Source organism: Sulfitobacter brevis, from assembly GCF_900112755.1.
In the GTDB taxonomy this organism is placed as follows: domain Bacteria; phylum Pseudomonadota; class Alphaproteobacteria; order Rhodobacterales; family Rhodobacteraceae; genus Sulfitobacter; species Sulfitobacter brevis.
In genome coordinates this window covers 86,461-109,678 of sequence record NZ_FOMW01000006.1, presented here as the reverse complement: position 1 = coordinate 109,678, position 23,218 = coordinate 86,461, and the positions used below count along the sequence as shown (strand labels likewise).

The window sequence follows — 23,218 nt, the reverse complement described above, 5'->3', positions numbered from 1 at the left end:
TTTTGCAAATATCAAAATTGACGGAAGAGAGCCATGTTTCAGAGTTTCGAGGTCACCGCGCGCCCAGAGCAGGGCCCGCCCCGTCTGGCTGATCTACGCTTGGCGATGGTCAAAGACGCACTGGATGGCTTTCTGGTGCCACGCGCTGATGCCCACCAAGGCGAATACGTTGCCCCGCATGACGACCGGCTGGCATGGCTCACCGGTTTTACCGGATCTGCCGGGTTTTGCGCTGCCTTGCAGGAGGTCGCTGGTGTTTTCATCGACGGGCGCTATCGCACGCAGGTCAAGGCGCAGGTTGCCGCCGAATTCACCCCCGTACCATGGCCCGAGGTTGGCCTTGGGGAGTGGTTGAAGGAAAATCTGCCGAAAGGCGGCGTTGTCGGCTTTGATCCTTGGCTGCACACCACTGCGCAGATGCAAAAGCTGGAGGCTGAACTGGCGGGCAGCGGCATCACCCTGCGCCGCAATACCAATCTGGTGGATCAAATCTGGACAGACCAGCCAGCCCCACCGTCAGCCCCTGCGAAAGTACACCCGCTTGAATTCGCGGGCGAGCGGCATGAGGATAAACGCGCGCGGCTTTCAGCGGACCTGCGCAAGGCGGGTCATAAGGCCGCCGTTATCACCCTGCCCGACAGCATTTGCTGGCTGCTGAACCTGCGCGGCGCCGATATCCCGCGCAATCCTGTGGCGCAGGGCTTTGCCATTCTACACGATACTGGCGCGGTTGATCTGTTCATGCAGGACGCCAAGCTTGGCGATGTGCGCGACCACCTCGGCGCGGGGGTCACAACCTTTGAGCCCGGGCAATTCCTCAGCCGTTTAGGCAAGCTTGCAGGCCCCGTACGTTGCGAAGCCCTGTCGCTGCCGGTCATCGTCGGTGATACTTTAGGTGACAAGATCGTCTGGGGGGATGATCCCTGCGCGCTGCCGAAAGCCCGCAAGAATGACGCCGAGATCAAAGGCAGCGAGCAGGCACATCTGCGTGACGGGGCCGCTTTGTGCGAATTGCTCGCGTGGCTTGACGCGCAGCCCGCAGGGACGGTGCGCGAGACCGAGGTAGTCCGCGCGCTGGAGACCGAGCGGCGCAAGGACAACGCCCTGCGCGACATCAGCTTCGAGACCATCGCAGGCACCGGCCCTAACGGCGCGATCATGCACTACCGCGTGACCGAGGATACCGACACAGTCCTGCAAGATGGCCATCTGCTGGTGCTCGATTCTGGCGGCCAGTATCTTGACGGTACCACGGATATCACCCGCACCGTGGCCATCGGCACCCCGCCCGAGGAAGCCTGCGCGGCGTTCACCCGCGTGCTGCAAGGGCTGATCGCGATGAGCCGGCTGCGTTGGCCCGCAAGGTTGGCAGGGCGTGACATTGAAGCGATTGGCCGCATGCCGCTGTGGCTGGCGGGACAGGACTTTGATCATGGCTTGGGCCACGGTGTAGGTGCCTACCTCAGCGTTCACGAAGGCCCACAACGCCTCAGCAAGCTCAGCACCGTGCCTTTGGAAGCGGGTATGGTCCTGAGCATCGAACCGGGATATTACCGCGAAGGTGCCTTTGGCATCCGGCTGGAGAACCTCGCCGTGGTGCAGGTCGCCTCTGCAATGGCGGGTGGCGATGATCACCGCAAAATGTTCGACTGGCGCTGCTTGAGCTTTGCCCCGATCGACCGCCGCCTGATCGTCACCGCGATGCTGGACGATGCCGCCCGCGACTGGCTCAACGACTACCACGCGCAGGTCGCACAAAAAATCGGCTCCCGTCTATCAGCTTCCGCAAAACTGTGGTTGGATACGGCAACCGCGCCGATTTAAGCGCAACATCATAATAATTCGCAGGGTAAAATCATGGCTGATCACATCAAAATAGAAGCCTCCGACGGAACTTGGGTCGTGCGTGCAGGCGGCGCTATCCTAGGCGAGACGCGCAACGCGCAGATCTTGAGCGAGGGGGATTACCCCGCAGTGGTGTATTTCCCGCGCGAGGATATCGCGATGGCGTTTCTCGATGCCTCCAACAAGACCACCCATTGCCCGCACAAAGGCGACGCCACCTATTTCTCTGTCGTCACAAAAAGCCGGACCCTGAACGACGCGGTTTGGTCCTATGAGACCCCCAAAGACACTGTCGCTGCGATCAAGGGCCACCTTGCATTCATGCCGATGGAAGAAATCGCGGTCGAACAAATCTGAGCCAGCGCTCAGGAATGCTCCTCGGCGGCGGTGGCCGCCAGGGCGCGGTTATAGGCCTTGAGCGCATCGACATGAAACAATGCCCCTAGCAATTCGGGTGGGGCATCTGCCGACAGGGTCACCACGGGGATGAACCGCGCACCGGATTGTTCGAACATCGGCAGCGCAGCCTCCAGCGTGGCGGTGCCGTCGATATAGGTGCCCGCGTCGATCAAGGCCCAGCATTCGTCCTCGGGCGCGGCAAATTCATCCTCTGGTCGGCGCATGATCCGCGCGACCATGAACATCGACAATAGATACGCCTGCGGCCCTGCCGCCAGATGCACGCCGCGCCGCTCCATCTGGGTGAGAAAGAAACTGCGGTCAACGATGCGCGATGCCAGCGCCGTTGACATGCTGACCGCGACCATGACCGCAAGGCCGGTCTGCCAATCGCCAGTAAGTTCAAACACGATCAGCGTTGTCGAGATCGGCGCGCCCAGAACCGCCGCCGCTACCGCGCCCATCCCTGCTAAAGCATAAAGCGACGACGACCCTGACACATCTGGGAAAACGCCCGTAGCGATCAAACCAAACCCCAAGCCGGTCATCGCGCCGATCATCAGCGAGGGCGAAAACACCCCGCCGCCCATGCGACCGCCCAGCGTGATCGAGACCGCCACCACCTTGAGCACAGTAAAGACAATCGCCTCGTGCAGGCCCAGTTCGGCGGTCAGCGCAAGCGAGGTCGTCTCATAGCCCACCCCGATGATATGGGGAAACCACAGCGCGATGATGCCCAGCAACATCCCCGCCACAGTCGGGCGCAACCAGCGCGGCAGACCAGTGCGGGCTTGCAGATAATTGCCAAAATCCTCGGCCCAGAAAATGCTTCGCATCAACGTCACGGCAACAAGGCCGCAGGTCAGCCCCAACAGCAGAAAAGCGGGTAGCTCGACATAAAATTGCATGTCACCATAGCTCGGCAAGGTGAACTCGGTGACGCCGCCAAATTCCAAACGGTTGATCACCGTTCCCGCAACGCTCGCGATGACGATGGGCGCAAAGGCGTGCACCGCGAAGTGCCGCAGCACGACTTCCAGCGCAAACAATGCCCCCGCAATCGGAGCGTTAAAACTGGCCGAGACTGCGGCCGCGACGGCACAGCCCAACAAATCACGCCCGGTTATGCCATCGGCGTTGATCCGTCGGCTGACCCATGTGGCGATCACCCCCGCCATATGCACCACCGGCCCTTCGCGACCTGATGAGCCACCTGTGCTGAGCGTGATCCATGACGCCAGCGCCGAGGCGATGCCCGCGCGGGTCTCCACCCGCCCGTCATGCATCGCCGCGCCCAGAATGACATCTCCGACCGAGCGGACCCGCGCGTCACGGGTGAAATGATGCAAGATCAGCCCGACCACGAGGCCGCCGACGGTGGGGATGATCACCACCCAATACCACGGCAGGCCAACCACAAAACTATGCAGAAACTGCACATCATCCGTGCCGTAAAGCGTGCCCTGCAACCATTCGATGCCCTTGCGGAACAGCAGCGCGGCAAAGCCTGCCGCGATGCCGATCAACAGGGCGATAAACCAGAACGTGACCTTGCCCGGCCCTTGATGGCGCAGCACCCGCAAACCTGTCTGGCAGGACGTCACCGCGAGGGTCCATTGCTGGGACAGGAAGGAAGGGGGCGGGGTGCTCATCAGAGCTGCGGGCCGTTTGGCCGTGCAGAGATATGCGCGCGCCGCTGCATCAGCCAGCCAGCAACGCTTGGGCGGCGGCGCGGGCAGCATCGGTGACCTGATCGCCCGAGAGCATCCGCGCCACCTCGTCCACCCGATCAGGCGCGTTCAGCGGCACCACGGTCGAAGTTGTGATCCCGTTGTGCACGGCTTTCTCCACGCGCCAGTGATGCGCACCAAGGGCCGCGACCTGCGGCGAATGGGTCACGACCAGCACCTGACCGCCATCGGCGAGCGATGACAGGCGGCGGCCCACCGCATCGGCAGTCGCCCCCCCGACGCCGCGGTCAATTTCGTCAAAGATCAGCGTCAGGCCCGGTTGGCCCCGCGTCAAACAAACCTTAAGGGCCAGCAGGAAGCGGCTGAGTTCCCCGCCAGATGCGATCTTGCCCAACGGCCCCGCTGGCGCACCGGGGTTGGTGGCAACGGTAAAGGACACCGCATCGCGGCCTTCCGGCCCCGGCTCTTCGGGCGAGATCAGGGTCTCGAACACCGCACGCTCCATCTTGAGCGGCGCGAGCTCTCCCGACACAGCAGTATCAAGGCGCGCGGCGGCTTCCGCGCGGCGCGTTGACAAGGCCGTGGCCGCGCTATCGTATTTCGCCTGTGCCTGGTCCACGGCCGTGGCGAGGGCAGCCTGTGCCGCCTCACCCGCATCCAACGCCTCAAGCTTGTCGCGCAGCGTTGTCGCAAAACCGGCCAGTTCATCGGGGCCAACATCATGCTTGCGGGCCAAGGCGCGGATTGCAAACAGCCGCTCCTCAGCCTCTTCCAGTTCCAGGGGATTAAACGACATGGTGTCGATGGCATTGGCCACACCGGACATCGCCTCATCCAATTCGACCATCGCGCGGTTCAATGCGGCCAGTGGCTCCTCAAGCGCGCCCTCAGCCTTGTCGGCGACCCCATCGAGCCAGCGCAGTGCGTCGCCGAGCGCGGTTTCGGCCCCGCCCTGCCCCATGATCTCATAGGCGTTGACCACATCGGTACGGATTTTCTCGGCGCCCTGCATCAGACGGCGGCGGGTATCAAGCTCCGCCTCCTCGCCCGCTTGCGGATCAAGCTTATCAAGCTCGGCCACAGCATGGCGCAGGTACTCTTCTTCGGCGCGGATCGCCTCCCGCTCGGCTTCGGCGCGGGCGGCGGCCTTACGCGCTGCCGCAAGCGCTTGCCACGCATCGCGCACCTCGCAGGCCTGCGCGGCATTGCCCGCAAAGTCATCCAGAATGGCGCGGTGGCCGCGCGGATTGAGCAGGCCGCGGTCATCATGCTGACCGTGCAATTCAACCAGCGTCTCAGAAAGCGCCCTTAGAACCTCACCCGAACAGCGCCGGTCATTGACCCAAGCGGTCTTGCGCCCATCGGCATTGTTAATACGCCGCAAGATCAGTTCAGCCCCACCGGGCAGTCCGGCTTCTTCCAGCACAGCGTGGGCCGGATGACCTTCAGGCAGGTCGAACCACGCGGTCACTTCGCCTTGCTCGGCGCCCTGGCGCACCAGATCGGCACGCCCACGCCAACCCAGAACAAAGCCCAAGGAATCCAGCAAAATAGATTTGCCAGCCCCGGTTTCACCGGTCAGAACATTGAGCCCCGGCTGGAACCCAAGTTCCAGCCGGTCAATGATCAGCATGTCAGAAATATCCAGCCCGCGCAGCATGTCTGTTATCCGCAGGGCGCGGCAAAGCCCGCCCCTTTATCTAGAGCCACTCGCCTTTGATGGTCTGGCGGTAAACGGCACCGAGCCAGTTGTTCTCGTAAAATGCCGGCTGCAAACCACGGCCTGTCAACAGCTTGTAGCTGTCTTCGTACCACTCCGACGAGCGGTAGTTATGGCCCAGAATTGCTGCAGCAGTCTGCGCTTCACGGGTCAGGCCAAGGCTCAGATAGCCTTCGACCAAACGGTGCAAGGCTTCGGCGGTGTGGGTCGTAGTCTGGAATTCCTCCACCACGACGCGGAACCGGTTGATCGCAGCGGCATAGTGATCGCGGCGCAGATAGTAGCGGCCAATCTCCATTTCCTTGCCCGCCAGATGGTCGAAGGCGAGGTCAAATTTCAGCACCGCCGCACGGGCGTATTCGCTCTCGGGATAAACCTCGATAACCTCGCGCAGCGCTTGCAGGGCCTGAAAGGTCAGCCCCTGATCGCGTCCGATCTCACCGATTTGGTCATAGTAGCTCAGCGCCAGCAGATACTGCGCATAGGCGGCATCGTCATCATCGGGGAAAAAGTCGATGAAACGCTGCGCGGCGGAGCGGCTGCTGGGGTAATCTTTGTCTTGATGGAAGGCAAAAGCTTGCATGATCAGCGCGCGTTTGGCCCATTCAGAATAGGGGTATAGCCGCTCGATCTCGGCGAAATAGAACGCCGCATCTTCGGGACGCTTGCGGTTCAACTCGAACTCGCCGCGTTCGAAAATCTGCTCGGCCGAATAGGTCTCAAGTGGAATTTCCTCTGGATTGAAAAAATTCTTGGTAAACCGGCCGGGGTTTTTGGCACCACCACAGGCCGACAATGCCGCCACCACCATCACAGCGACGATTAGCCGCCCGCGTGGCTTGGGGCCTTTGTTGGCCGCCGTCATGCCTGCATCTCTTGCATCGTTAATCCCATGGTCTCTTGCCTCTTGCGCCATTCGTTAGCACAATTATTTTGCGTTGCAAAACGCCCATTCCACCACTCGCGGCCCCCCAGCCGCGCCCACTTGCCCGATACTATCGGGCCCGTGTCTGGTTAATGAAATACAGAGTATGCCCGCGTCATTCAATGGCTGCTTGACGAACGGGTGAATTGGCTGTGGCACGAAGGGTGCAGGTCAGGCGACCTGCGGCACCTCGTCCCATGCCAAGCCATAGCCGGGCAGCCGTACCGCAATATCTGCATCACACGTCACCATGCGCACCGCACCAGGTGTGGCGAACAATTTTCTCAGCAGCGTATTGGTCAGAGAGTGGCCGGCACGAATGCCTTTGTAATGCCCGAGCAACGGGGCACCCGCCAGCGCCAGATCGCCCAAAGCGTCCAGCATTTTATGGCGCACAGGCTCGTCCGCGTGGCGCAAACCACCGGGGCTGGAGACGTGATCGCCGTCGAAAACCACCGCGTTTACACCCGGAGCGCCGCCAAGCGCGAGGCCATTGGCCTGCATAGCATCCACATCGGCCTGACGGCAGAAAGTGCGGCTGTCAGACAGTTCCCGTGCAAAGGAGCCATTGTTCATCACCAAAGATTTACTCTGGTGTCCGATTGCGGCATCGGCAAAATCAATCTCGAAATCAATGCGCAGTGTGTCGGCAGGCGACAGCGTGGCAGAAGCATCGCCATCGGTCACGGTAACCGGCTTGAGCACTTCGAACGCCATTACCGGCGCATCCAGACGGCGCAAACCGCGCTGCATGAAGCCGCGCACGAAAGGCAGGGAGGACCCATCAAGGATCGGCACTTCGGGGCCGTCAATCTCGATCAATGCGTTGTGGATGCCACAGCCCGCAAGTGCCGCCATCAAATGCTCAACGGTGGAGACGGACAGACCGGTCTGGTTTTCCAACTTGGTACACAGAGGTGAGCGGTTGACCGCATCCCAACGCGCCGGGATAAGGCGGTCGCCGACAGCCACATCGCTGCGCGAGAACCAGATGCCATGATGCACACCCGCCGGACGCACAGTTACCGTTGCCGGCGTGCCAGAGTGCAGCCCTTTACCGGTAAAGCTGATCGGTGTTTTGATGGTGGTCTGCACGGGGGCTTTCCTCAATCTTCAAAGATCATTGTCTAAGTTGAATTCTGAAGTAAGCGGGTAGGTCCAAATGCTCAACTCAATCATTGCTACGGTCTGAAACATCCCCGTAACAATCCTGCCCCGTTTGAAACGCTATTTTTCAACCCTTTGAATACAAACGCAAAAGGGCCACCCTAAGGCGGCCCTTGCGTTGTAATAAGTGACTGGATCAGTTCGCTTGACGACGCAGGAAGGCGGGGATTTCGATGCGCTCCTGGTCAGGGTCGTTGTGATCTTGCGGCTGCGGTGCTGCTGCCGTGGCGCGGGTTTGCACCGGTGGCTGCTGGCGCGCAGGGCGCTGTGGCTGGGCTTCACCCTCACCGTGGCCGGTCATCCGGTTGATCAACGAGTTGATCCCGAAGCGTGGTTTCTCGGCATTTGCGGTGCCAGCTTGTGGCTGACGCTGCTGCTGGACGGGGGCACGCTGCTGCTCGGGGCTGGCCTTTTGCGCGGCGGCACGCAGGCGGGCCATCGCTTCGGGCGAAGGTGTGCCGGGTGCCGGGGCGCGCGGAGCGACAAACTCTTCCGGCTCGGCTTCGATCCGCTCGTCATAGCGCGGCTCGAACGCTGCAACCTGAGGCTGGTAGGCCGGAGGTGGCAGGCCGTCGCTGTCTTCCAGAACGTCTTCTTCGTAGTATTCGTCGGACTGGTTTGCTTCGGCGGCGTATTGGTCATCCATATCTTCGAACAACGGCTGCTGCTCTTCCTGAATGCGCATTTCATTCGCCATTGTGGCCGCAATCGGCTCGGCGACAGGTGCAGGCGCCGGGGCGGGCTTCTCGGCAACAACCTGCTGCTTCAAAGGCTGGCTCATCGAGCGGCGGGGCACAGGCATTTCGGTGTTCACATCGGTCGCATCGATACCTGTGGCCACAACGCTGACGCGCATCATGCCGCCAAGGCTTTCGTCCAGCGTGGAGCCGACAATGATGTTCGCCTCTGGGTCGACCTCTTCGCGAATGCGGTTGGCCGCTTCGTCAAGTTCGAACAGAGTCAGATCGGTGCCGCCGGTGATGTTGATCAACACCCCCTTGGCGCCGCGCAGGCTGATTTCGTCGAGCAGCGGGTTGGCGATGGCCTTTTCGGCAGCCTGGATCGCGCGATCTTCGCCCTCGGCCTCGCCTGTACCCATCATCGCCTTGCCCATTTCGTCCATCACGGCGCGAACGTCGGCAAAGTCGAGGTTGATCAAGCCGGGACGGACCATCAGGTCGGTCACGCCTTTAACACCTTGGTAAAGCACATCATCGGCGAGCGAGAAGGCTTCGGTAAAGGTGGTCTTTTCATTGGCCAGACGGAACAGGTTCTGGTTGGGGATGATGATCAGCGTATCAACGACCTTTTGCAGCGCCTCCACACCGTCTTCGGCCTGACGCATGCGCTTGGCACCCTCAAACTGGAACGGCTTGGTGACAACGCCCACGGTCAGAACGCCCAGCTCACGCGCGGCCTGTGCGATGATCGGCGCAGCACCCGTACCGGTGCCGCCGCCCATACCAGCGGTGATAAAGCACATGTGTGCGCCCGCCAGATGGTCAACGATCTGTTCGATGGATTCTTCGGCAGCAGCAGCACCCACGGACGCGCGGGCACCGGCACCCAGACCTTCGGTCACTTTGATGCCAAGCTGGACCTTATTTTCGGAGCGCGACTGCTGAAGCGCCTGCGCGTCCGTGTTCGCAACAACGAAATCGACCCCGTCGAGTTTCTTTTCGATCATGTTGTTGACCGCGTTGCCGCCGGCGCCGCCGACACCAAAAACAGTGATCCGGGGCTTGAGGTCATCCTGACCTGGCAAGGAGAGGTTGAGTGTCATGTGCTGTCCGCCTGTTTTGTTGCCCACGTCCCGCGGGGTTTTTTGGTCTCGATTTCCCATTATCTTAACGGGGTGTGCCCGTATCGTCACCTAAAAAACGTCATTTCGCCGCAATATATGGGCGATTTCTTGCCGTTTTTGCTCTATTTGGGTCACGCTACCGTATTTAGCGGTCACCAATTATCTCTAAACCACTTGACCGCACGCTTGAGCGACCGTGCAGGGTAGCGATCGGCGGGAATTTCGAAATCCCACCACTCGTCTTGTGGATGTGCCGCGAACAGCGATAGCCCCACCGCCGAGGCAAATCCGGGGCCGGTTGCCGCCTGCGGCAGACCGTGAACACGCAGCGGGCGGCCCAGACGGACCTGCTGGCCGAGAATTCTGCTGGCCAACCCGTCGAGGCCCGGGATCTGGCTGCCGCCGCCGGTCAGTACGATTTGCTGGCTTGGCAGGTGGTCAAATCCGGCTGCATCCAAACGGACACGAACCTCTTCGAGAATTTCCTCGACCCGTGGTCGCATGATGCCGATCAGCTCGGCACGGCTGGCGGTGCGACGATCATGTTCGTAATCGCCGGTGTCACCGCCAATTTCGATCATTTCACGGTCGTCCATACCGGTGGCATGCACCCCGCCGTAGAAAGTCTTGATGCGTTCGGCATTGGCCATCGGCACCTGCAAACCCATCGAAATGTCGGATGTAATGTGATCGCCGCCCATCCGGACGGTATCGGCATAAATCATGTGCTTCTTGATGAAGATCGAAATGCCGGTGGAGCCGCCGCCCAGATCGATACAAGCCGCACCCAGCTCCTGCTCATCCTCGACCAGCGCCGAGATGCCAGAGGCGTAGGATGACGAGGCAATGCCCGCGAGTTCCAAGTCACAGCGCTTGATACAATGGGCGAGGTGTTGAACCGCATCGGCATCGACCGTCAACATATGCATATCGACCGACAGGATATTGCCCAACTGCCCGCGTGGATCGCTGAGCCCTGAACGGTGATCCAGCGCAAAGTTCACCGGCTGCGCGTGCAGCACTTCGCGGTCTTCGCCGTAGTCCGGCACATCGCAGCCAGCCAGAACCCGCGCCACGTCTTGTTCGGTGACGACATCGCCTTCCAGCTCGATCTGCGCATCAAGGCCATAGCTGCGCGGCTCGGCACCCGAGAAACAGGCAATCACGTGATCGACACGGATACCCGCCATCTTTTGCGCGGCCTGAAGCGCGGTGCGGATCGCACGCTCGGTCTCGCCCATGGCGACAATCTCGCCAAAACGCACACCGCGCGAACGCGTGGTCGCGGCACCAATGACGCGAAAGCCCGACTGTCCGGCCAGCGAGCCGATCTCGCCCTCGTCACCCAACTGCCCTGCCCCGTCAAAGCGCAGAACCAGACAGGCAATCTTGGAGCTGCCCACATCCAGAATAGCCACCACGCCGCGCTGCATTGCCAGCTTGCGCATCTGCCGCATGGATCTCTGTGTGTCGTATAGGTCCATCATTTTGTTACTGTCCCAATGCTCATTGGCCTGAAAGCTGCCTGACGTGCCACCATTCGCGGGTGGCCTCTTCGTTCATTCTTACGGTTGGTCGTTCTGCCAACCGCATGTCGACACGGGCAACATCGCGCCCGAGCAATTCCTGTGCGCCGTCCAGCGCGATCACCCGTTCCAACGCCTGAAGCGCGTTTTCTTCGGGCAACATGATGCGCTGGTCACGGTCCAGCACCACATCCCAACGGCGTTCGCCCATGCGGGCCAAGCCATGCATCCGGTTGCCCAAGGCACTACCGGCGCGGAGCAATTCTATCGCTTCGGCCACATGCAATGCGGCCCCCTCGCCTGCGATCATCGGCAGATCGGGACGTTCGGCGCGGCTTGCGATGTCGGCGACATGCGCACCTTCGGCGTCGATCATCGCCAAGCCTTCGGCGCTGCGCCAGATCACCACCGGCGTGCGCGGCGTCACATCAAGTTGCAAAATCCCGCCCGGTCGGATGCGCACCCCCACGGCACGCACGCCGTGAATTTGGGCAATACGGTCGCGCAAGGCGGGCAGGTCCAGATCGAAGGAACTAAGCGGGAAGTTCAACGGTATCGTGGCGCGGATTTCGGCGGCAAGGCGGTCTTCGGCCCCGTCGATCGCCATCAGCTTGACCATAAATTCGGGCCGCGCTTCGACGCTGCGGCGGGCATCGGCGATGGAGGCCATGATCGCGGTACGGCGGTCTTCGTCAGACAGATAGATCGTCCCCGCCAGAAGCGTCAGACAAAACGGCAACCCGACACGCAGTCCAAACCGGAAGCCCGGCGTCAGCATCAAACGCTGCATGCGCCATGCCCAGCGGGACGGCGCCGGATCCCCGCGATTTTCGGACTGTTTGCAGCGGATCATCTCGAGCATGATGCGTCCTCCACCATCCAAGCGCAGAGGTCGGGAAACGCCATGCCACCGGCCTGCGCCTGTTCGGGCGACAGCGACGTGGCCGTCATACCGGGCTGGGTGTTGGTTTCGAGCAGGAACAGACCCGCAGCACCGCGCGCCTCGTCCCAGCGAAAATCGGTACGGCTGACACCGCGACAGCCCAACGCCTTATGGGCGCGTAGGGCATAGTCCATGCAAAGCTCGAAAATCTCGGCTGGAATATCCGCAGGCACCACATGGCGCGAACCGCCGACCTTGTACTTGGCATCGTAATCATACCAGCCAGTCGTCAGAATATCGGTGACGGTCAGCGCGCGGTCGCCCAGCACGGTTGTCGTCAACTCGCGGCCCGGCACATAGGTTTCGACCATCACATAGTCGGGCATGGAGGCGTCAAGCTGCGGCGGGCCGTTGTTCTCTTCGGCGACCAGATAAACCCCGACCGACGACCCCTCGCTATTGGGTTTAACCACATAGGGTGGTGCCATCACATGGGCTGCCATCACATCGGCTTTGCTGCAAATCTTGCTGTCGACCACGGGCAGGCCATGGGCGCGGTAAACGTCCTTGCTGCGCTGCTTGTCCATCGCCAGTGCCGAGGCCAATACGCCTGAGTGGCTGTAAGGGATGCCCATCCATTCGAGCAACCCCTGCACGCAGCCGTCTTCGCCCCAACGCCCGTGCAGGCAATTGAGGACAACGTCCGGCTTGATCTCTGTCAAAATTGCACAAAGGTCGCGGCCAGCATCGACCTCGACCACGTTGTAATTTCGTTCCCGCAATGCGGCGGCGCAGGCATGCCCGCTGGAGAGAGACACCTCACGCTCTGCGGAGGGGCCACCCAATAATACCACCACTGTCGGGGATGTCCTGCTCGACGTACCCACCGGAGTGCCTCTTGTCCCGGACCTTTTTCGGCCCTTGCTTGTTCTTATGTACCGCTTTGCGGCTTATTTTTCGCGCAGTGCATTCCCAACGAATTCACCGATGCGCTTGATTTCCCATTCTAGCCTCAATCCACTCGAATCGTAAACCTTTTTTCGCACCTCTTCGCCCAATCCTTCGAGATCAGCGGCGGTTGCCTCGCCCGTGTTGATCAAAAAGTTGGAATGTTTCGGGCTCATCTGCGCCCCACCGCGCCGCGCGCCGCGCATTCCCGCGTCATCGATCAGTTTCCACGCTTTGAGGTCGTGCACATCGTCGTCGCGCCCCGTCGAGGAAAAGCCTGCGGGATTGCGAAAAGTGCTGCCCGCGCTGCGATCTTTGGTAGGCTGGGAGGCGTCGCGTTTAGCAAGCTGGTCCTCCATCAAAGCGTGTAGCGTAGCCGGATCGCCCGCAGGTGGCGCGAAGGTGGCCGAGATGATCACAGTGCCTTCGGGCAGATCGGTCTCGCGGTAGCGGAAGTTCAAATCATCGGCAGTGAGCGTAATCACCGCGCCTGCCCGCGTCACAGCTTGGGCGCTGACGAAATGATCGGCGGTATAGCTGCCATAGCAGCCTGCGTTCATCCGCACTGCGCCGCCAATGCTGCCTGGAATGGTGCGCAGAAAGGTGAGGTCCAACCCCGCATCCGCAGCCTTGCGCGCCACATGCGCATCCAGCGCCGCCGCCCCTGCGGTAACGCGGCCCTCGGCAATATCAATTCCATTGAACCCGCGTCCGAGGCGGATGACCACGGCCCGCAGGCCACCATCGCGCACAATCAGGTTGGAGCCGACCCCCATCGGAAAAACCGCAATCTCATGCGCTAAGTTGTACAGGAAATCGCATAGGTCGTCAGGGTCGGCAGGCTGAAACAGCCAATCCGCAGGGCCGCCAACGCGCAGCCATGTCAGCTCGTTCAAGGGGCGACGCGGGGTCAAGGTGCCGCGCACTTCGGGGAGGGTTATTTCAGTCATGGCATCGAGGTAATCGTAAAGCCAAGCGGCGTCAAATACTTGCCGCGCTCTAACTCGAACGATGCTCTTGCCTCATGGCTGTGCGGCTTGGGTTAGTCGTCCGGATCGACGCGGCTGGCCCGCCAATGCTGGGCCAAACGACCCGCCAACCAGCCACAGCCCAACGCGACCAATCCGTAAAGCGCCATCGCCATCAGCGCCATGATCAGATGCGGCTCGAACGGGTCTGCGGCGAGGCCAATGACCATCCAGCCCATGTTCAGCCCCAGCCCGACAAGCAGCACCAGCACGAAAACACCGAAACGGCGGGTAAATCCACACCACGCGCAAACCGCCATCCAGCAGATCAACACGCCGATCATCGCCATGACCAGCGGGCTCACTCGGCCGGACCGCGCGAAATTCTGGTGCTGCGGCGCAGCCAACGGGCGAGGAAATATACAGGCCAGCGCAGGATTGAGCAGCCGGCCGCCAAGATCAGCAACCCGATCCAAGGCCCGTGCTGCGCGGTCACAAAACCGACAATCGGGATGCCAAGGGCGATCAGCACATAAGCGTTGCGCCAGTGGTTATCTTTGCTCGGCGTCATCGCGAGCACATTCGCAACCACAGCCCAAATGCAAGCAAGAATGATAGACGTGCTCATTGCGGCACCTTGGGATCTTCACCCTTTAGTTTGCCGATGAAGTAGCGCAGCGGGTTGCGGTACATGGAGACAACCGCAGCCAAGGCCAAGGCCGCCGCAATCCAGCCCACGTGCAAACCAATCGCGACGATCAAGACCGGTGCCGCGATCAACAGCGCCACGCCGGGAATATATTGATAGCGCATCGGCAGGCATGCCACGGCGACCGAGGCAAAGACCCATAGGATGCTGAGCCAAAGCACGATCATTCGTCCTGCCGTTCGTTCAATGTGCGCTTGAGCAACAGCCCTGCCGCCCAACCCAGCAGTAACGCTGGCCCCAGTAGCTTGTTCAGCTCCCCAATCTCTGCAGTTGTGAAAAACATCCAGTACCCGAACCAGAGCGCAGCAACGACGGCGACCATGATCGCCACCGGCTTCCAAGGGGGCACCGCCAAAAACAGTCCGATAATCCAGACGGCGATCAGCGGTACCAACGGCGTCATGCGGCCGCTCCTTTTGCTTTTTCCAACTTCTCGGGCAAAGCGTTGGCCCATGCGCTGATAGTACCTGCCCCTAAGCAGACAACCATATCGCCCGGTCGGGCCTGCTCGCGCACCAGACGCACCAGATCATCTTCACTTTCGACGCCGCGCGCATGGCGGTGCCCGTGGCGGATCAGCCCGGCGATCAGGTCATTCTGGCTGGCCCCTGCAATCGGCTCCTCGCCTGCGGCATAGACTTCGGCAATGCCAACCACGTCAGCATCGTTGAAACAGGCACAAAACTCTTCGAAATGATGGCTGAGCCGCGTGTAGCGGTGCGGCTGATGCACCGCGATGACGCGGCCCTGCGAAGCTTGGCGTGCAGCTTTCAGCACGGCAGCAATCTCCACCGGATGGTGGCCGTAATCATCAATAATCGTCACACCATCAACTTCGCCGACTTTCGTAAAGCGACGGTTAACACCGCCGAAGGCCGCGAGGGCTGTGCGAATTTCTTCAAGTTTCATACCAAGATGCCGAGCAACTGCCACAGCGCTCAAGGCATTGGAAACGTTGTGGTCGCCGGGCATTGGCAGGCTGCAATCTCGGATCACCTTGTCTTCGGCCTGTAGCAAAATATCGAACTTCGCCACGCCTGCTTCGTAGTGCAGATTGGTCGCGCGCACATCGGCTTGGGCGTTGAAGCCGTAAGTCACCACGCGGCGGTCAGTGATCTTGCCGACCAGCGCCTGCACCTCGGGATGGTCGGTGCAACACACGGCCAGCCCGTAGAACGGAATGTTGGAAACGAAATCAAGGAAGCCTTTGCGCAGAGTATCGAAATCGCCCCAGTGCTCCATATGCTCGGGGTCGATATTGGTGACGATGGCGATCGTGGCGGGCAGACGGTTAAAGGTGCCGTCGCTCTCATCAGCCTCTACGACCATCCATTCGCCCTGCCCCATCCGCGCGTTAGAGCCGTAAGCGTGGATGATACCGCCGTTCACCACAGTCGGGTCGATCCCGCCCGCGACCAGCAATTCGGCGACCAGCGTGGTCGTGGTGGTTTTGCCATGTGTCCCCGCCACGGCGATGTTGGATTTCAGGCGCATCAGCTCGGCCAGCATCTCGGCGCGGCGCACAATCGGCAGGCCCGCACGGCGTGCGGCGTCTAGCTCGGCATTGCCTGGCTTGATCGCGGAGGAGATCACCACCACTTCGGCATCTTTAATGTTTTCGGCCTGCTGGCCTTCGAAAACAGTTGCCCCCAACTCAACCAGACGGTCGGTGATCTTGCTGGTCTTGAGGTCCGAGCCCTGCACGCGGTAGCCGTGATTTAACAAAACTTCGGCGATGCCCGACATGCCGATGCCGCCAATACCGACGAAGTGAATGGGGCCGACATCAGTGGGCAGTTTGGTGGCAGCAGCGTTCATTGTTTGGTTCCTCTTTGGGCAAGCTCTTCGACCATTTGGGCCAATGCTTCCGCCGCTTCCGGCTTGGCGACAGACATCGCAGCCCGCGACATTTGCAACGCCCCGTCAGGGTTACTCAGAACCATCTCGATCTGTTCCGACAAACTTGCCGGGCTTGCGGCGTCTTCGGGGACTAGAATCGCGGCCCCTGCCTCTACCAGCCCACGGGCATTGGCGGTTTGGTGATCTGCGGTGGCGGCAGCGAAGGGAATTAAAATTGAGGGCCGCCCGATCACCGAGATATCAGCGACGCTGGAGGCACCGGCGCGGCTGATCACCAATTGCGCCTCGGACATGCGGCGCGGCACATCATCAAAAAACGGGCGCACATCCGCATCAATACCGGCTTGGGCATAGTAATCGGCCACACGCTGGCCATCTTCGTCGCGGGCCTGATGACTGACACGCAGGTTCTTTAGCATTACCATCGGCAGCTCCGCGATCGCCGGAGGCACGACATCGCTCAGGATCCGCGCACCTTGCGAGCCGCCCATCACCAAGACTTCCATCGGGTAATCACCGGGGGGGATATAGCCTGCCCCAGCGCGCTCCAGCACCGAGCCGCGTACCGGATTGCCGACATGATGGCCCTCGACCCCTTCGGGCAATGTTGTGGGCCAAGTGCCGCAAGCCACCGCATCGACACGGCGGGCAAAGATTTCGTTCACACGGCCCAGCACGCCGTTCTGCTCATGGATCATTCGTGGCAGGCGCAACAGTGTTGCCGCCGACAGCGCCGGAATTGACGGATAGCCGCCAAACCCCACGACTGCCGCAGGCCGGTCCCGCAGCATACGCGCGACCGCTGCCAGCGTGCCTGCACCGATCCGAAACGGCACCATCGCCTTGGCCGCGATCCCGCCCCGCGCAAACGTCGCCGAAGCCACCTGTTCGATCTGCACTTCATCGGGAAAGCCGCTGGTATAGCGCGCGCCACGGGCATCAGTGCTGAGCCGGACCCGCCAGCCCCGCGCCAGCATCACCTCGGCAAGCGCTTGGGCGGGAAACATATGCCCGCCCGTGCCGCCTGCCGCGATGATAAGAAGTGGTTTGGTCATGGCATCCTCCGCAGGGCGGGCTGCTTCAACGCACCCGTCCCCGGCCAAGTATATCAGAAATCTCACCCTGCGGTCGGCTGCGGGTAAAGGCCAGCAACATGCCAACAGCGATCCCGCTGGCGATCACCGACGAGCCGCCATAGCTGACAAACGGCAAGGTCATGCCCTTGGCGGGCAGCAAGCGTACGGCCACACCCATGTTGATCATCGCCTGCACACCGAACATGCAGGCCAGCCCCGTCCCTGCAAGGCGGATGAACGGATCCCGTTCGCGGACCAAACGCAGCAGAGAGCGCACGACCACACCAGTATAAAGCAAGATCACACAGAGCACCAAAACCAGCCCGTATTCCTCGGCGGCAACGGCGATGATAAAATCGGTATGCGCATCGGGGAGCGACCATTTCACTGCGCCCTCGCCCACACCCACACCAAACAAGCCGCCTTCGCGGATCGCATCAGTGGCATAGCCAAGCTGGGTGGTAGGATCGACATCGGGGTTCAAAAACCCGTCAATACGACGGGCAAAGTGTTCGGAGCTTGAATAGGCGACAGTCCCGGCGAGCACGACCAAACCGCCGATACCAACCAAGAGGATCGTCGGCGCGCCGACGACAAAATACATCACGCCCCAGCCGAACAGGACCAGACAGGCCTGACCGAAATCGGGCTGCATTGCCAGCATGAACACGATGGCAAGGCACATCGCAAAGCTCCATGTCTTGCCGGGAGGGCCGTTAATTTCAAGCGAGGCGGCCATCATCCAAGCGGCCACAACGACGAAACCGGGCTTGAGGAACTCGGACGGCTGCACCGAGGCAAAGCCCAGCGAATACCAGCGTACCGCGCCTTTGCCAAAATCGGTGCCAAAGAACGGCAACATCAGCAGTGCCAGAAACGCCCCGATAAATCCGACGATGGCCAGACGCCGCACCACAGTGGGCGACATCATCGATGTTAAAATCATGCCGATCAACGCCAGCCCGCCAAAGAACGCCTGACGCTGTACATAGTGGAAAGGATCAAAGCCGTTTTTCGCGGCCAGCGGCGGCGATGCGGCGAGTGCCAGCAACATGCCCAAGGCAAAAAGCATCAGCACACAAGACAGCGACCATCGGTCGACCGTCCGCCACCATTTTGGGAGAATTGGCTCACCATCCCGAACGGGAACCGCGCCATAGACCATTTCTGTCATGGATATCTGCCTTGCACTGCCTCGATTGCCCGTTTCCGGGTGGCCCCTTTGCGGGGTCTCAGGCGCGAGCATAACCAATTACGTTGGCTCAAGCTACCGTAATTTAACTCTCGGAGCGTTAAAACGCTGGGCAGTCGGGTGGACGGGATTCGATAGTACCCCAGCCGCCCGTTGCGGCCGCTGCCGGAATATGCGCATTCCGGCAGCGGTGCCTCTTCTGTCTGATCGAATAACCTGCGGTTGTCTGCGTTTCGGCAATGCTCAAATCGCGGGAAATCTCTATGCCGCTTTGTGGGTACCGCGGATCGGATAGTCCTTTTCGCGCACGAATTTTATTCCGCCCAACAACATCTCCAGATCAGGCCGCGCGAAAGGCGCGTTCGAGATATCGAGGATCTGGATATTACCGTCGCCATTGATCACAAAATGCGCGGGCTCCGCGAATGGCTGATCGGTTTCCTGCGGGCTGCGCGGGTCGGAGATATAAAGGCCGAGTTGGCCCATCTCGCCTAACGTCAGGCCATAGCCGACAGGCAGGGTGACGCCGGTCTCGTCCACGAAGTCTTTCGCCTTGCCTTCAGGATCACCCGAAACGGCGACAACATCGACGCCGATATCATTGAATTTCTCAACCATGCCATCAAGTTGCGCGACGTATTTCTTGCAGATGGGGCAATGCAGCCCGCGGTAGAACACGACCAGCTTCCAGTCATGCCCGCCTTGGGGCTTGCCTAGGGCCACGGTGTCGCCGCCGAGTGTTTTAACTTTGATATCGGGGAATGCCTGTCCGGCTGTCAGTGATGTCATAGCGTTTTCCTTTTGACTGTGTCCCGAACTACCTAACCGGACCGCTGCGCATCTCAAGGTGCGGCTGCCAATTCTCACACCATCTTGACCGCGCGGGCATGACAGGGCACAGCCGCAAGATGCAGATTGATACAGCAATCATCGGCGCAGGGGCCGCAGGCATGATGTGCGCCGCCCATTCCAAGGGACGCGTACTCATCGTCGATCACGCCCGCACGCCCGGCGAAAAGATCCGCATTTCCGGCGGCGGGCGCTGCAATTTCACCAACATGCACTGCACCGCCAGCGCCTTTCTCAGCGGCAACCCGCATTTCGCCAAATCGGCGCTGGCACGCTACACCCAATGGGATTTCATCGAGCTGGTGGACCAACATAACATCGCTTGGCACGAAAAGACCCTCGGCCAGCTGTTCTGTGACACCTCCGCCAAAGAGATCGTGGCGATGCTGCGTGGCCTGATGCAAAAAGCCGGTGTCGATCTGCGCCTTCAGAGCAATGCCAGCAACTTTGCCAAGACCGAAAACGGCTATAGCTTTGATCTGCAAACCCCTGACGGCACAACAAAAGTCGCCACTCGCAATCTGGTGATCGCGACGGGCGGCAAATCGATCCCCAAGATGGGCGCCACGGGATTTGCCTATGACATCGCCGCGCAGTTTGGCGTGCCCGTCACCCCGACCCGCGCAGGACTGGTGCCCTTCACCTTTGCCGAAGGCCGCTTTGCCACGATATCCGGCGTCGCGACCCCAGCCAAAGTCACCGCGAATGGCACGACATTCGAGGAAGCGCTGCTGTTCACTCATCGTGGCCTCTCCGGCCCAGCAGTGCTGCAAGCCTCGTCCTATTGGCACGAGGGTCAACCGATCACCGTGAACTTGGCCCCGACCACGGATATCTTCACCGCGCTTCGCACCCAGCGCCAGACCGCCGGACGCCGTAACTTAACGACCGAGCTTGCCCATTTGCTGCCTGCGCGTCTCGTGGAGCATCTCGCCGGACAGATTGATCTTTCCGGCAACCTCGCCGATTGGTCCGACAGCCGCTTGCAATATCTGTGCACCACCCTGCAAGCTTGGGAACTGCACCCCTCGGGCACCGAAGGATACCGGACCGCCGAAGTCACCCTCGGCGGCATCGATACCGACGCGCTCTCCTCCCGCTCGATGGAGAGCAAAACAACACAAGGCCTCTATTTCATCGGCGAGGCGGTCGATGTCACAGGCTGGCTTGGCGGCTATAACTTCCAATGGGCTTGGTCGTCTGGCATGGCCGCCGCACGCGCTATCGCAGGCTGATCAGGGCGCAAACTTCTTGACCTGCGCAACGAAATCCTCGCCGCGCCGCTCAAAACTATCGTATTGATCAAACGATGCTGCGGCGGGGGCGAGCAGGATCACATCTCCCTCTTCTGCATCCTCCCATGCCCGCGCAACCGCCGCCGCCATGGTGGTGCAGACCTCGGCTTCCACATCCAATTGCATGGCAAATTGTGCCGCCTCACGCCCGATCACATAGGCCTTGCGTACCGCAGCCGTTGCCCCCGAAAGCCCGCCCAAGCCGCCCTCTTTCTCCAGCCCGCCGCAAATCCAGCGGATGTTAGAAAATGCCGCCAGCGCCTTGGCCGCCGAGTCAACATTCGTCGCCTTGCTGTCGTTGACAAAGCGCACGCCGCCCGCCTCGCCCACTGTCTGCGAGCGGTGCGGCAAGCCGCCAAATGTGTGAAACGCAGCCTCGATTACCTTGGGTGCCAACCCCAGCGCGCGACAGGCGGCATAGGCGGCACAGGCGTTTTGATGATTATGCGCCCCCGGCAGCCCTGCAACGCCGCGCAGATCAATCGAGCCGACCTGCTTGCCCTTGCGATACTCCGACAAAAATCCTTTGCGCGCAAAAACCTGCCAGCCGGGGCCGGTCAGCTTTTCGGCGACGCTGATCCGGATCACCCGATCATCCACCGCGCCCTCGCTCAATTGCCCCGCCAGAAACCGCCCTTCGGCCTCGTCCACGCCGATTACCGCGCGGTCCGGCCCGCCTTCGGCGAACAACCGTCGCTTGGCCGCGAAATACCCGCCCTTGCCGCCATGACGGTCCAGATGATCAGGGCTGAGATTGGTGAAAACAGCGATATCAGGCGTCAACGCCCGCGCAAGTTCCGTCTGGTAGCTCGAAAGTTCCAGCACCACCACCTCGCCATCCACCGCCGGATCAATATCCAGCACCCCGCGCCCGATATTGCCCGCCAACTGGCTGGGACGGCCGACATGCTCCATGATATGGTGGATCAGCGCCGAGGTGGTGGATTTGCCATTCGACCCCGTCACCGCAATCACCCGCGGCGCCGTGTCAAACTCATCCCAGCTATCGTCGGCAAAACTTTGAAAGAACAGCCCGATGTCATTGTCCACCGGCACGCCCGCCGCGAGGGCGGCCGACACCACCGGATTGGGGGCCGGATAGAGATGCGGGATACCGGGACTGACGATCAGCCGCGCCACTCCCTCGAACGCGCCATCACGCTTGAGGTCGACACAGTCGAACCCTTCGGTTGCCGCCTTCTCGCGCGCCTCGGGGTTGTCGTCCCAACAGCGCGGCACGGCGCCACCCGCAGCCAATGCCCGCGACGCGCTGAGCCCCGAACGTCCCAACCCGAGCACGGCAACAACCGCCCCGTTCAATCCCTGCACTGGAATCATTGCCAAACCCCTGTTACCTCGTGGCGCATAACATGGGCGGATTGCGCGCCCGCCACAAGCCGGAGCACCGCGAGATGCCGACCCTAGATGCAATCCTGCCGCGGTTGACCGACGAGATGCGCGCCGATCCCGATTGGGGCGCGGTCGCGACCTATATTCCCGAGTTGGCGGGCGTTGATCCTGAACAATTCGGCATCTCTGTGGTGCTCGCCGATGGTACTTGCCACTCGGCAGGCGATTGCGACACCCAGTTCTCGGTGCAATCCATCACCAAGGTCTTTACCCTCGCCATCGCGCTTGGCCGGTCAGGAGATCAACTCTGGGAGCGTGTGGGCCGCGAACCCTCGGGCCGCGCCTTCAATTCCATTGTGCAGCTTGAGCAGGAGCAAGGCCGCCCGCGCAATCCGTTCATCAACGCCGGTGCCATTGTCACTACCGATGAGGTGCTCGGCACCCGCGCGCCGCGCGATGCACTGGCGGAGATTGTCCAGTTTGTGCGCCACGCCGCTGGCACTGATGATATCCACATCAATGAAACCGTTGCCGCTTCGGAAAACGCCTACGGCCACCGCAACTATGCGCTGGCCCATTTCCTCGCCTCTTTTGGGAACCTGCTGAACGCGCCCGAATTGACGCTGGGCACCTATTTTCACCACTGCGCGATCGAGATGACGACAAAGCAACTCGCCATGGCAGGCCGCTTCCTCGTCGACGCACCCGCGCTGCCGCGCATGATCTCGCCGCAACGCATCCGCCGCCTCAATGCTCTGATGATGACCTGCGGTCATTACGACGGTTCGGGCGATTTTGCCTATCGCGTCGGCCTGCCCGGCAAAAGCGGCGTCGGCGGCGGCATCCTCGCCATCGTGCCCAATGTCGCTTCCATCGCCGTTTGGTCGCCGGGCCTCAATCGTTATGGCAATTCGCTTAAAGGCACCAAAGCCCTCGCCATCCTCGCCCGCGAGATGAGCTGGTCCGTCTTCTAACCAAGCTCTTTTTGGCCAATAGTACCCAGGACGAGTA

Annotated in this window: 22 protein-coding genes; 4 read left to right on the top strand and 18 right to left on the bottom strand. The window is 61.1% G+C overall.

Annotated features, from left to right (window positions below; all coding sequences use genetic code 11):
* Window positions 1-33: 33 nt before the first annotated feature.
* Both BM174_RS09740 and BM174_RS09735 read left to right on the top strand, forming a co-directional pair.
* The gene (locus tag BM174_RS09740) at window positions 34-1,824 is read left to right on the top strand and encodes an aminopeptidase P family protein (protein WP_093923666.1); all 1,791 of its coding nucleotides are present in this window, start codon (window positions 34-36) and stop codon (window positions 1,822-1,824) included.
* Between the two features lie 33 nt (window positions 1,825-1,857).
* A complete protein-coding gene (locus BM174_RS09735) occupies window positions 1,858-2,202 on the top strand; it encodes a DUF427 domain-containing protein (RefSeq protein WP_093923665.1) in 345 nt (114 codons plus the stop codon).
* Window positions 2,203-2,210: 8 nt separating this feature from the next.
* On the opposite strand, the gene BM174_RS09730 is transcribed toward BM174_RS09735, so the two are convergent.
* From BM174_RS09730 to BM174_RS09650, 17 genes are all read right to left on the bottom strand, one after another.
* Window positions 2,211-3,896, bottom strand: coding sequence for a chloride channel protein (locus tag BM174_RS09730; RefSeq protein ID WP_093923837.1), 1,686 nt, complete (start codon window positions 3,894-3,896; stop codon window positions 2,211-2,213).
* Window positions 3,897-3,945: 49 nt separating this feature from the next.
* Window positions 3,946-5,595 (bottom strand): DNA repair protein RecN, encoded by a 1,650-nt coding sequence (gene recN / locus BM174_RS09725; protein WP_093923664.1) that lies wholly within the window; start codon window positions 5,593-5,595, stop codon window positions 3,946-3,948.
* 40 nt (window positions 5,596-5,635) lie between these two features.
* On the bottom strand, window positions 5,636-6,520 hold the full coding sequence (locus BM174_RS09720) for an outer membrane protein assembly factor BamD (RefSeq protein WP_093923663.1): 885 nt from the start codon (window positions 6,518-6,520) through the stop codon (window positions 5,636-5,638).
* A 231-nt stretch (window positions 6,521-6,751) separates the two neighbouring features.
* Window positions 6,752-7,675 carry a UDP-3-O-acyl-N-acetylglucosamine deacetylase gene (lpxC, locus tag BM174_RS09715; protein ID WP_093923662.1) on the bottom strand — a complete coding sequence of 308 codons (924 nt, stop codon included), beginning with the start codon at window positions 7,673-7,675 and terminating at the stop codon, window positions 6,752-6,754.
* Between the two features lie 208 nt (window positions 7,676-7,883).
* Complete coding sequence (ftsZ, locus tag BM174_RS09710; RefSeq protein WP_093923661.1) at window positions 7,884-9,530, bottom strand: cell division protein FtsZ; 1,647 nt, start codon at window positions 9,528-9,530, stop codon at window positions 7,884-7,886.
* A 173-nt stretch (window positions 9,531-9,703) separates the two neighbouring features.
* Window positions 9,704-11,038, bottom strand: coding sequence for a cell division protein FtsA (ftsA, locus tag BM174_RS09705; protein ID WP_093923660.1), 1,335 nt, complete (start codon window positions 11,036-11,038; stop codon window positions 9,704-9,706).
* A gap of 19 nt (window positions 11,039-11,057) precedes the next feature.
* Window positions 11,058-11,939, bottom strand: coding sequence for a cell division protein FtsQ/DivIB (locus tag BM174_RS09700; RefSeq protein ID WP_093923659.1), 882 nt, complete (start codon window positions 11,937-11,939; stop codon window positions 11,058-11,060).
* Window positions 11,927-12,847 (bottom strand): D-alanine--D-alanine ligase, encoded by a 921-nt coding sequence (locus tag BM174_RS09695; RefSeq protein ID WP_093923658.1) that lies wholly within the window; start codon window positions 12,845-12,847, stop codon window positions 11,927-11,929. Before BM174_RS09695 ends, BM174_RS09700 begins: the two co-directional genes overlap by 13 nt.
* Window positions 12,848-12,910: 63 nt before the next feature.
* Entirely contained in the window at window positions 12,911-13,858 is a 948-nt protein-coding gene (gene murB, locus BM174_RS09690) for a UDP-N-acetylmuramate dehydrogenase (RefSeq protein WP_093923657.1), read from the bottom strand.
* A 92-nt stretch (window positions 13,859-13,950) separates the two neighbouring features.
* On the bottom strand, window positions 13,951-14,241 hold the full coding sequence (locus tag BM174_RS09685) for a hypothetical protein (protein ID WP_245766316.1): 291 nt from the start codon (window positions 14,239-14,241) through the stop codon (window positions 13,951-13,953).
* Window positions 14,238-14,504: a DUF2484 family protein gene (locus tag BM174_RS09680; RefSeq protein WP_093923656.1), complete on the bottom strand. Its 267-nt coding sequence runs from the start codon at window positions 14,502-14,504 to the stop codon at window positions 14,238-14,240. Before BM174_RS09680 ends, BM174_RS09685 begins: the two co-directional genes overlap by 4 nt.
* Window positions 14,501-14,752, bottom strand: a complete 252-nt coding sequence (locus BM174_RS09675; RefSeq protein WP_093923655.1) for a DUF2484 family protein — start codon at window positions 14,750-14,752, stop codon at window positions 14,501-14,503. Before BM174_RS09675 ends, BM174_RS09680 begins: the two co-directional genes overlap by 4 nt.
* Window positions 14,749-14,988, bottom strand: a complete 240-nt coding sequence (locus tag BM174_RS09670; RefSeq protein WP_093923654.1) for a hypothetical protein — start codon at window positions 14,986-14,988, stop codon at window positions 14,749-14,751. Before BM174_RS09670 ends, BM174_RS09675 begins: the two co-directional genes overlap by 4 nt.
* Window positions 14,985-16,403, bottom strand: a complete 1,419-nt coding sequence (gene murC, locus BM174_RS09665) for a UDP-N-acetylmuramate--L-alanine ligase (protein WP_093923653.1) — start codon at window positions 16,401-16,403, stop codon at window positions 14,985-14,987. Before murC ends, BM174_RS09670 begins: the two co-directional genes overlap by 4 nt.
* Entirely contained in the window at window positions 16,400-17,500 is a 1,101-nt protein-coding gene (locus BM174_RS09660) for a UDP-N-acetylglucosamine--N-acetylmuramyl-(pentapeptide) pyrophosphoryl-undecaprenol N-acetylglucosamine transferase (protein ID WP_093923652.1), read from the bottom strand. Before BM174_RS09660 ends, murC begins: the two co-directional genes overlap by 4 nt.
* A gap of 25 nt (window positions 17,501-17,525) precedes the next feature.
* On the bottom strand, window positions 17,526-18,695 hold the full coding sequence (gene ftsW, locus BM174_RS09655) for a putative lipid II flippase FtsW (protein ID WP_093923651.1): 1,170 nt from the start codon (window positions 18,693-18,695) through the stop codon (window positions 17,526-17,528).
* Between the two features lie 279 nt (window positions 18,696-18,974).
* Window positions 18,975-19,502: a peroxiredoxin-like family protein gene (locus tag BM174_RS09650; protein ID WP_093923650.1), complete on the bottom strand. Its 528-nt coding sequence runs from the start codon at window positions 19,500-19,502 to the stop codon at window positions 18,975-18,977.
* Between the two features lie 119 nt (window positions 19,503-19,621).
* Here BM174_RS09650 and BM174_RS09645 point away from each other — a divergent pair, with 119 nt between their 5' ends.
* Window positions 19,622-20,797, top strand: coding sequence for a BaiN/RdsA family NAD(P)/FAD-dependent oxidoreductase (locus BM174_RS09645; RefSeq protein WP_093923649.1), 1,176 nt, complete (start codon window positions 19,622-19,624; stop codon window positions 20,795-20,797).
* Here BM174_RS09645 and murD read toward each other — a convergent pair whose 3' ends face one another.
* Entirely contained in the window at window positions 20,798-22,195 is a 1,398-nt protein-coding gene (gene murD / locus BM174_RS09640) for a UDP-N-acetylmuramoyl-L-alanine--D-glutamate ligase (protein WP_093923648.1), read from the bottom strand.
* Window positions 22,196-22,269: 74 nt separating this feature from the next.
* On the opposite strand from murD, the gene BM174_RS09635 reads away from it, so the two are divergent.
* Window positions 22,270-23,181, top strand: coding sequence for a glutaminase (locus tag BM174_RS09635; protein WP_093923835.1), 912 nt, complete (start codon window positions 22,270-22,272; stop codon window positions 23,179-23,181).
* Window positions 23,182-23,218: the final 37 nt, after the last annotated feature.